The sequence below is a fragment of the Pseudoalteromonas aliena genome (assembly GCF_038155085.1).
GTDB lineage: Bacteria > Pseudomonadota > Gammaproteobacteria > Enterobacterales > Alteromonadaceae > Pseudoalteromonas > Pseudoalteromonas aliena_A.
Map to the genome: position 1 here is coordinate 1 of NZ_JBAKAU010000274.1, position 210 is coordinate 210.

Below are 210 nucleotides of genomic sequence, written 5' to 3' on the forward strand. Positions count from 1 at the left end.
GCCGACATAAGAAGTATAGTTAAATCGTCACGCAGTGGACTTTGTGTCTCTAAAGCTAAGGCGAGTGAGGTATCGGCTGCAATTGAGCGTTCGTGAAACTCATCATATATCAGTAAGTCAATATCGCTAAGTGCAGGATCGTTTAGTAGCATGCGACTAAGCATGCCCTCAGTGACTATTTCAAGGCGTGTATTGCTACTTACTTTGCTT

Annotated in this window: 1 protein-coding gene; it reads right to left on the reverse strand. The window is 43.3% G+C overall.

Going from position 1 to position 210, the window contains the following annotated elements:
* A partial coding sequence (locus V6260_RS19365; protein ID WP_341595631.1) for a hypothetical protein occupies positions 1-210 on the reverse strand: 210 nt, incomplete at both ends.